The organism is Aeromonas sp. QDB18 (genome assembly GCF_027705325.1).
Classification (GTDB): Bacteria; Pseudomonadota; Gammaproteobacteria; order Enterobacterales; family Aeromonadaceae; genus Aeromonas; species Aeromonas caviae.
On record NZ_JAPDBQ010000011.1, the window covers coordinates 40,741 to 48,331 of the forward strand.

Sequence of the window (7,591 nt, forward strand, 5' to 3'; positions counted from 1 at the left end):
ATTTTTTTGGGTATTGATATGAATTATACAGGGGGCCCACCCCAAGGGGTGGGCCAAAAGCGTATTAGAGGGCGTGATCGATGCGGATGTCAATCGGCGCTGTGGGGATGGTGCTGGTCGGCACGGTGACCGAAACTCCTTCAAAGGCGCCTTCCTTGTTCATGACGTTGCCGCCCCGGGAGAGGCGCGCCTTGAACTGCAGCTCGGCATGGGCCGCCAGCTTGCTCCCCTCCATCATGGCATCCCCGTCCCCCAGGGAGAGGGTGAGCGGGAGATGCGGGCCTGCAATGCGCTTGACCGCGATGGGCATGGGCGGACCGTTGGGGATCACCGCAAAAACGAACAGATGGGCATCTTCCGGCATCTTTATACCCGGCGCCAGGGTGATGTGCAGGGGGAACTCCCCCTCTTTCACCGCCAGCACCCCGGCTTGTGCCTGGCCTTCGGCAGACGGGGTGGTCACGGCGATGCCACGCTGGCCAAGCTGCTGCCTGGCGTACTCCATGGAGCGCTCCACCATGGTGTAGCGGGCCGAGCCCGGCTCCAGCAGCGGCAACATCCCCTGCCAGCGGTCGAGGGCGGTCTGGAAATCCTCTTTTTGCAGGGCCATGAAGGCGTGGACGGAGCGAGCCTCGATGTTGGCCGGGTCCTCGGCAATGACCGCCTGCAACAGTTGATCCGCACGGGCTTCCTCCCCCGTCATCATCAGGGCCTGGGCATAGGGCACCGCCACCATGGCCTTCTGGGGCGCGAGGGCGTAGGCACGCTCCAGCGCCTCGCGGGCCATCTCGGGATCATTGCCATCCAGGGTCAGGCGCCCCAGCAGCAGCCAGCCACGGTAGTCGTTCGGTTCTTCTTTCAGCCGGGTTCGCAGGGCCAGGGTGAAGTCCAGCAGATCCTGCTCGGTCACCCGGGCATCACGCTCCACCAGGATGCGATTGCTGAGCTCCCTCAACCGGCTGCTGGCATCCTGCCAGCGGCTCACCTCCTGCCAGGCGCCGAGCTTGGCGTAGAGGCCGATGCTCACCACCGCCAGCACCAGCACACCGGGGATCCAGATCAGGCTCTTGCCGCCACGGGCGGTCTGCTCCACGTCGGGAATGTCGTCCAGGAGGCTGCGCTGCAGCTCCACCAGGGATTCCGGCTCCTCCGCCAGTATCCCCTGCTCCCGCTCCTCCCCTATCTCCAGCAGGCGCTGGCGATAGAGCTGCTTGTTGAGGGCCGAGCGACTGATGCTCTGCCTGCCCTCGCCGCGCCAGAGCGGCACGATCAGCGCCAGGCTCGCCAGCACCAGCAGGGCCGCACCCAGTATCCAGAATGGGGTCATGGTTTATCTTCCTCTTTGAGCAGGGCGGACAGCCTGGCCTGCTCTTCTGCACTCAGGGTGCCTTCAGGCTGTTGCAAGGGAGCAGGGGCATGGCGGCGGCTTCGCACCACCACGGTGACGACGCCAATCACGATGACCAGCAAGGGGCCAAGCCAGAGGATCAGGGTCGAGGCCATCAGGGGGGGATCATAGAGAATGAAGTTGCCGTAGCGGGCCACCATGTAGTCCACCACTTCCTGCTTCTCCTTGCCCTCGCGCACCATCTGGTAGGTCTTGTCCCGCAGATCCTTGGCGAGCCCGGCGTTGGAGTCCGCGATGTCCTGGTTCTGGCACTTGGGGCAGCGCAGCTCCTTAGTCAGCTCGCGAAAGGTCTGCTCCTGGGCGTCGCTCTCGAAGGTGTAGACATCGATGGCGGCGCGGGCCTGTCCGGCACAGACGAGACCGGCCAGCAGCAACAGGGATGCAATCAGTGTTTTCATCGGGGAGGCCTCACTTCATGGCATCAAAGATGGGTTTGAGGGTACTGGCCCAGACGTCTGGGTTGATGTCCCCCACGTGGCGATAGCGGATGATGCCCTGGCTGTCGATGAAGAAGGTCTCGGGCGCGCCATAGACACCGAGATCCAGCCCCAGCATGCCGTCCGGATCGTAGAGGTTGACCTGGTAGGGATTGCCAAGCTCCGCCAGCCACTTGATGGCCTTGTCACGCTCGTCCTTGTAGTTCATGCCGACGATGTAGATCCCCTGCCCCGCCAGCTCCTTGAGGTAGGTGTGTTCCCCGTAACAGGTCGGGCACCAGGTGGCCCAGACGTTGAGCAGCATGGGGCGCCCCTTGAGGATACTCCTGTCGTGCTGCTTGCCCAGGTCATAGATGTCCTGCAGGGTAAACACGGGCACCTCCTTGTCCACCATCACGGATTCGAGCTTGGTGGGATCGGAGTAGAGCCCCTTGAACAGAAACACGGCCCCCATCAGGAAGATGATGAAGGGCAGCAGATAGAGCCAGGTCTTCTTGTTCATGCCTTGGCCTCCTCGTCACGACGTCCGAAGCGGTAGCGCTTGTCCAGCATGGCCAGCACGCCGCCGAGGGCCATGAAGACGCCGCCGAACCAGATCCAGCGCACGAAGGGCTTGTAGTAGATCCGTACCGCCCAGGCGCCGTTGTCGAGCTGCTCGCCGAGCGCCGCATAGAGATCCCGGGTAACCCCCGCATCGATGGCCGCCTCGGTCATCGGCATGCGGCTCACGGTGTACATCCGCTTCTCGGGTTTGAGCAGGGCTACCTGCTTGCCATCCCGGTGCACTTCCAGCACGCCCTTGAAACCGTCGTAGTTGGGGCCGTTCTTCTCCTTGATGCCGGTGAAGACGAACTCGTAATCGGCGAACTGGACGCGATCGCCGGCCTGCATCCGCAGGTCCTTCTCGATGCTGTAGTTCTGGGTGCAGGCGATGCCGATGATGCTGACCGCGAGCCCCACGTGCCCCAGGATCATGGCCCAGTGGCTGTTGCCAAGCTTGCGCACGCCGGTGGCAAAACCGTGTTTGTGGGTGGCCCGCGCCCAGGTCTCCTGCACACTGGTGACGATGATCCAGACGCCAAGGCCGATACCGAGCGCAGCCCAGGGTTTGAACGCCTCGGCAAAGAGTTTGGGCAACAGCAGAGCCGCGGCCAGGCTCAGCACCAGGGCGAGCATCACCTTGCCCTTGAGCTCACCGAGATCCTGGCGGCGCCAGCGGAACAGGGGGCCCACCCCCAGCAGCAGGGCGAAGGGGATGATGAGCCAGCTGTAGATGTGGTTGAAGAAGGGGGTGCCGATGGAGATGCTGCCAAGCCCCAGCTCCTTGTGCACCAGGGGCAACAGGGTGCCGAGCAGCACGGTGAGCAGGCCCGCCACCAGCAGGATGTTGTTGCCAAGGAGCAGGGTCTCGCGGCTCCACAGCTCATGCTTGCCGTGGCTCTTCACCTGGGAGCCCTTGAAGGCGAACAGCAGCAGGGAGCTGCCTATCACCGCCAGCAGGAAGCCCAGGATGAACAGACCCCGGGTCGGGTCCGAGGCAAACGCATGGACCGACACCAGCACGCCGGAACGCACCAGGAAGGTGCCGAGCAGGCTCAGGGAGAAGGCCGAGAGCGCCAGCAGCACGGTCCAGGCCTTGAAGGTGGCGCGCTTCTCGCTCACCGCGAGGGAGTGGAGCAGGGCCGTGCCCGCCAGCCAGGGCATGAAGGAGGCGTTTTCCACCGGGTCCCAGAACCACCAGCCGCCCCAGCCGAGTTCGTAATAGGCCCACCAGGAACCGAGCACGATGCCCAGCGTCAGGAAGACCCAAGCCGCCATGGTCCAGGGACGGGACCAGCGCGCCCAGGTGGCGTCCAGACGCCCCGTCATCAGGGAGGCGATGGCGAAGGCGAAGGCCACCGAGAAGCCCACGTAGCCCATGTAGAGCATGGGGGGGTGGAAGATGAGACCGGGATCCTGCAGCAGCGGATTGAGATCCCGCCCGTCCACCGGGAAATACGGCAGGGTGCGGGTGAAAGGATCCGAGGTGAACAGCACAAAAGCGGTGAAGCCCACCGAGATAAGGCCGAGCACCCCGAGTACCCGCGCCACCGCATCGAGCGGCAGGCGACGGCTGAAGAGGGCTACCGCCGCCGTCCAGCCCCCCAGGGTCAGCACCCAGAGCAGCAGCGAGCCTTCATGGGCTCCCCACACCGCCGAGATGCGGTATTGCAGGGGCAGCAGGCTGTTGGAGTTGGTGGCCACGTACTGCACGGTGAAGTCGTTGTCGATAAAGGCCCAGGTGAGGCAGATAAACGACAGCAGCAGCAGCAGGAACTGGCTGTAGGCGAGCGGGCGGGCCGCCGACATCATGCCAAGACGACCGAGATGGGCCCCGATCAGCGGGTAACTGCCCAGCAGCAGGGCGGTGGCGAAGGCCAGGATCAGTGAGAACTGCCCTAATTCCGGGATCATTGACTATTCCCTCTCGATTGCACGGAGAAACCTGCCGATTTGGCGGTATAAAGAAGTGAATTCTTGGCGCATACCGGCATCATTGCTTGGCTCCCTGCAACTGTGCCTCTGTGTATTCGGGCTTGAAGTGCATGCCGTTGGTGGCGTCGGCCACTTCCGGCGGCATGTAGTTCTCGTCGTGCTTGGCCAGCACCTCGAAGGCGGCGACCGTGGTGGCATCCTTGAGGGTGCCCTGGGCGACGATCCCCTGCCCTTCCCGGAAGAGATCCGGCAGGATGCCGTCAAACTCCACCGTCACCAGATGGCCGCCGTTGTCCACCAGCTTGAAGGCTACCTTGAGGCTCTGGGGATCCCGCACCACAGACCCCGGCACCACCAGGCCACCGATGCGCAGGCGCTGCCCCTCCTCGGGCTTGATCTTCTCCGGCCCCTTCCCTTCCACCAGCTCGCTCGGGGTGTAGAAGAGGTCGATGTTCTGGCTCAGGGCATAGAGCACCAGGCCAGTCACGCTGACAAGGCCCAGGCTGATGGCCAGGATGATGGTGAGGCGTTTCTTGCGGCGCGGGTTCATAGGGTGTTCTCCATCTGCTGGGCCGCCTTGCGGCGTGCCTCCCGAGCCTGCTTGTTGCGCAGTTCGCCGAGCAGGCTGCGGGTCTTCAATCGGGTGGAAATGACGATGCCGACCAGGCAGAGCAGGGTCAGACCGAAGGAGAGCCAGACGTAGAAGGCATAGCCTCCCATGGCCATGAAATCACTGAACGAGGCAAAGTGCATGCTTACTTCTCCTGCCTGGCGATGTCGGCGACCCAGGGGCGGTGCCACTCCCGCATCAGCAGCTCATTGCGAAAACGCATCAGGGTCAGGGCACCGAGAAACGCGGCGAACGCCAGGATCATGATGAGCAGCGGCCACAGCATCTCGGGGGAGATGGAGGGTTTGTCAAACTTGGTGATGGTGGCCCCCTGGTGCAGGGTGTTCCACCACTCCACCGAGTAGTGGATGATGGGCAGGTTGATCACCCCGACCAGCGCCAGGATGCCGGCGGCGCGGCCCGCCACCACCTTGTCGCTGAAGGCGTTGTAGAGGGCGATGACACCCAGATAGAGGAACAGCAGGATGAGCTCGGAGGTGAGCCGGGCATCCCACACCCACCAGGTGCCCCACATGGGTTTGCCCCAGGCGGCGCCGGTAAAGAGGGCAATGAAGGTGAAGACGGCCCCCACCGGGGCGATGGCCGCCACCGTCATGTCTGCCATGCGCAGTTGCCACACCAGGCCAATGAAGGCGGCCACCGCCATGGTGGAGTAGGCGCCCATGGAGAGGATGGCGGAAGGCACATGGATATAGATGATCCTGAAAGAGTCGCCCTGCTGGTAATCGGCGGGTGCAAAAGCCAGCCCCCAGACGGTGCCGATGATGAAGGCAAGCAGGCTTGTCACGGCAAACCAGGGCAGCAGGGTGCCGGCCAGCCCATAGGCGCGCTCGGGTTTGGCATAAGGGTGCAACCATTTCCACATAGCTCACGAAACCTTTCAGTTATTAATTTTTAAGTGGCGAGGGCTACCATACCCATGGGGGAAAAACATCATATCCCCCGAAAGCAATAAGCAGCCATCCCCTTGATCTATCTCAACTATCTCGCCCCTAACAAGGCTTCAAACGAAAATCTTTTCACCAAATCAATCAGTTGACACTCACCCGCAGCGCCGCCGAGATAGCCAGGGGCGTCAGGGTCAATGCCCCCACCAGCATGGCCCCCAGGATGGCGAGCTGGCCGGCATAGGGCAGTCCCATGCTCGCCGCGTCGATGGCGGACGTGGCGAAGATAAGCACCGGAATATAGAGCGGCAGCAGCAACAGGCTGAGCAGCACGCCCCCCTTGCGCAGCCCTGCGGTCAGCGCTACTCCGACCGCCCCGAGCAGGCTCAGCACCGGCGTACCGAGCGCCAGGGTGGCCACCACGGCCAGATAGGTCTTCAGCTCCAGGGAGAGCAGGATGGCGAGCAAGGGGGAGACCAGCAACAGCGGCAGACCGGTCAGCAACCAGTGAGCGATCACTTTGGCCAGGGCCAGCAACCCCAGGGGATGGGGCATCAGCATCATCTGCTCCAGGGCGCCGTCGCTGAAGTCGTCACGAAACAGCCGCTCCAGGGAGAGCATGGCCGCCAGCAGGGCCGCCACCCAGATGATGCCGGGAGCGATGCGGGCCAGCAACTGGGGCTCGGGCCCGATCCCCAATGGAAACAGGGTGATGACGATGAGGAAGAACCAGAGCGGGTTGAAGATGTCGGCGCGCTGGCGCAGGGCCATCAGCAACTCGCGGTGAATAAGGTGTATGACGGCGCGCAGCATGGGCTACTCCTGCAACAGCGAGGTCAGAGAGAGGGTCTTGAGCCGTCCCTGCATCAGGGTCAGATCCTGGTGGGTCGTAAGGACCACCATGCCCCCCCTGTCCGCGTGGGCGAGGAACAACTGCTCCAGCACCCTGACCCCCTGCTTGTCGATGGCGGTGAAGGGCTCGTCCAGGATCCAGAGCGCCGGTCGCTCGCTCAGCCACAACCTGGCCAGCGCCACCCGTCGCTGCTGCCCGGCGGAGAGCTGCCCCGCGGGATAGTCTTCGAAACCGGCGAGACCGACCTGGGCCAGCACCCGCCAGAGATCCACGCCGTCCCCGGCAGGGCCATGAAGCTTCTGGTAGAAGGAGAGATTCTCAAGGGGGGTCAGGATCGCCTTGACGCCGGGCTGATGGCCCAGGTAAAGCAGGCTGGCGTGGTATTCATCCCGGCAATGGCGGATATTCTCCCCATTCCAGCACACCTCGCCAGCAAAGGGCTGGGAGAGGCCGGTGAGCAGGCGCAACAGGCTGGTCTTGCCCACCCCGTTGGGACCCTCAATCTGCATCAAATCCCCGGCACGCACCGCGAAGGAGAGATGTTCAAACAGGGTGCGATCTTCACGCACGCAGCTCAGATTGTTCGCTTGAAGCAGCATGGGGATGTAATCGTTGAAAATGAGGCGGCCTGCATCTTAACACAGGATCCGGAGGCGTCTTTTCAAAGATGCCAATAATCAACAGGATTTGTGGGGAAGATCGCGCCTCCACCAAAGAGATTGATGCCAAAGGGCGCTGTTTCCCAAATCAACCATCAAGCCACAACTGCCCCAGCCCCAAGTGACCGTTACACTCGGGGCTTTCTGACAGGCAGACCAAGGGTATTCAGTTTGTTTATGGCACTGACATACGCCATGACTTCTCCCACTTGGCCATTGTAGTTACGCAGACTGATTCTCC

9 protein-coding genes and 1 pseudogene are annotated in these 7,591 nt (G+C 62.9%); all 10 read right to left on the minus strand.

All coding sequences use genetic code 11. The features are described 5' to 3' along the window. Window positions 1–64: 64 nt before the first annotated feature. Window positions 65–1,327: a c-type cytochrome biogenesis protein CcmI gene (ccmI, locus tag OKC30_RS03720; RefSeq protein WP_160838256.1), complete on the minus strand. Its 1,263-nt coding sequence runs from the start codon at window positions 1,325–1,327 to the stop codon at window positions 65–67. Next, a complete protein-coding gene (locus OKC30_RS03725; RefSeq protein ID WP_010673951.1) occupies window positions 1,324–1,806 on the minus strand; it encodes a cytochrome c-type biogenesis protein in 483 nt (160 codons plus the stop codon). Before OKC30_RS03725 ends, ccmI begins: the two co-directional genes overlap by 4 nt. A 10-nt stretch (window positions 1,807–1,816) precedes the next feature. Continuing rightward, on the minus strand, window positions 1,817–2,347 hold the full coding sequence (locus OKC30_RS03730) for a DsbE family thiol:disulfide interchange protein (protein ID WP_103243522.1): 531 nt from the start codon (window positions 2,345–2,347) through the stop codon (window positions 1,817–1,819). Beyond that, on the minus strand, window positions 2,344–4,299 hold the full coding sequence (locus OKC30_RS03735) for a heme lyase CcmF/NrfE family subunit (protein WP_109112098.1): 1,956 nt from the start codon (window positions 4,297–4,299) through the stop codon (window positions 2,344–2,346). The genes OKC30_RS03730 and OKC30_RS03735 overlap by 4 nt, the downstream gene beginning before the upstream one ends. A gap of 79 nt (window positions 4,300–4,378) precedes the next feature. Then, window positions 4,379–4,870, minus strand: a complete 492-nt coding sequence (gene ccmE / locus OKC30_RS03740) for a cytochrome c maturation protein CcmE (RefSeq protein WP_052815847.1) — start codon at window positions 4,868–4,870, stop codon at window positions 4,379–4,381. Further along, entirely contained in the window at window positions 4,867–5,073 is a 207-nt protein-coding gene (gene ccmD / locus OKC30_RS03745) for a heme exporter protein CcmD (protein ID WP_039039901.1), read from the minus strand. The genes ccmE and ccmD overlap by 4 nt, the downstream gene beginning before the upstream one ends. A gap of 2 nt (window positions 5,074–5,075) precedes the next feature. Beyond that, the gene (locus OKC30_RS03750) at window positions 5,076–5,816 is read right to left on the minus strand and encodes a heme ABC transporter permease (RefSeq protein ID WP_010673946.1); all 741 of its coding nucleotides are present in this window, start codon (window positions 5,814–5,816) and stop codon (window positions 5,076–5,078) included. 166 nt (window positions 5,817–5,982) lie between these two features. Next, the gene (gene ccmB, locus OKC30_RS03755) at window positions 5,983–6,651 is read right to left on the minus strand and encodes a heme exporter protein CcmB (protein ID WP_010673945.1); all 669 of its coding nucleotides are present in this window, start codon (window positions 6,649–6,651) and stop codon (window positions 5,983–5,985) included. Window positions 6,652–6,654: 3 nt separating this feature from the next. Beyond that, entirely contained in the window at window positions 6,655–7,290 is a 636-nt protein-coding gene (gene ccmA, locus OKC30_RS03760) for a cytochrome c biogenesis heme-transporting ATPase CcmA (RefSeq protein ID WP_119196866.1), read from the minus strand. A gap of 188 nt (window positions 7,291–7,478) precedes the next feature. Continuing rightward, window positions 7,479–7,591 (minus strand): annotated as a pseudogene (locus tag OKC30_RS03765) (IS5/IS1182 family transposase); the annotation flags it as partial.

Excerpts from the sequence above, each read along its gene's own strand:
- OKC30_RS03725 (WP_010673951.1), bottom strand. The coding sequence starts at position 1,806 with ATGAAAACACTGATTGCATCCCTGTTGCTGCTGGCCGGTCTCGTCTGT.
- ccmE (WP_052815847.1), bottom strand. The coding sequence starts at position 4,870 with ATGAACCCGCGCCGCAAGAAACGCCTCACCATCATCCTGGCCATCAGC.
- OKC30_RS03750 (WP_010673946.1), bottom strand. The coding sequence starts at position 5,816 with ATGTGGAAATGGTTGCACCCTTATGCCAAACCCGAGCGCGCCTATGGG.
- OKC30_RS03730 (WP_103243522.1), bottom strand. The coding sequence starts at position 2,347 with ATGAACAAGAAGACCTGGCTCTATCTGCTGCCCTTCATCATCTTCCTG.
- ccmA (WP_119196866.1), bottom strand. The coding sequence starts at position 7,290 with ATGCTGCTTCAAGCGAACAATCTGAGCTGCGTGCGTGAAGATCGCACC.
- OKC30_RS03735 (WP_109112098.1), bottom strand. The coding sequence starts at position 4,299 with ATGATCCCGGAATTAGGGCAGTTCTCACTGATCCTGGCCTTCGCCACC.
- ccmI (WP_160838256.1), bottom strand. The coding sequence starts at position 1,327 with ATGACCCCATTCTGGATACTGGGTGCGGCCCTGCTGGTGCTGGCGAGC.
- ccmB (WP_010673945.1), bottom strand. The coding sequence starts at position 6,651 with ATGCTGCGCGCCGTCATACACCTTATTCACCGCGAGTTGCTGATGGCC.
- ccmD (WP_039039901.1), bottom strand. The coding sequence starts at position 5,073 with ATGCACTTTGCCTCGTTCAGTGATTTCATGGCCATGGGAGGCTATGCC.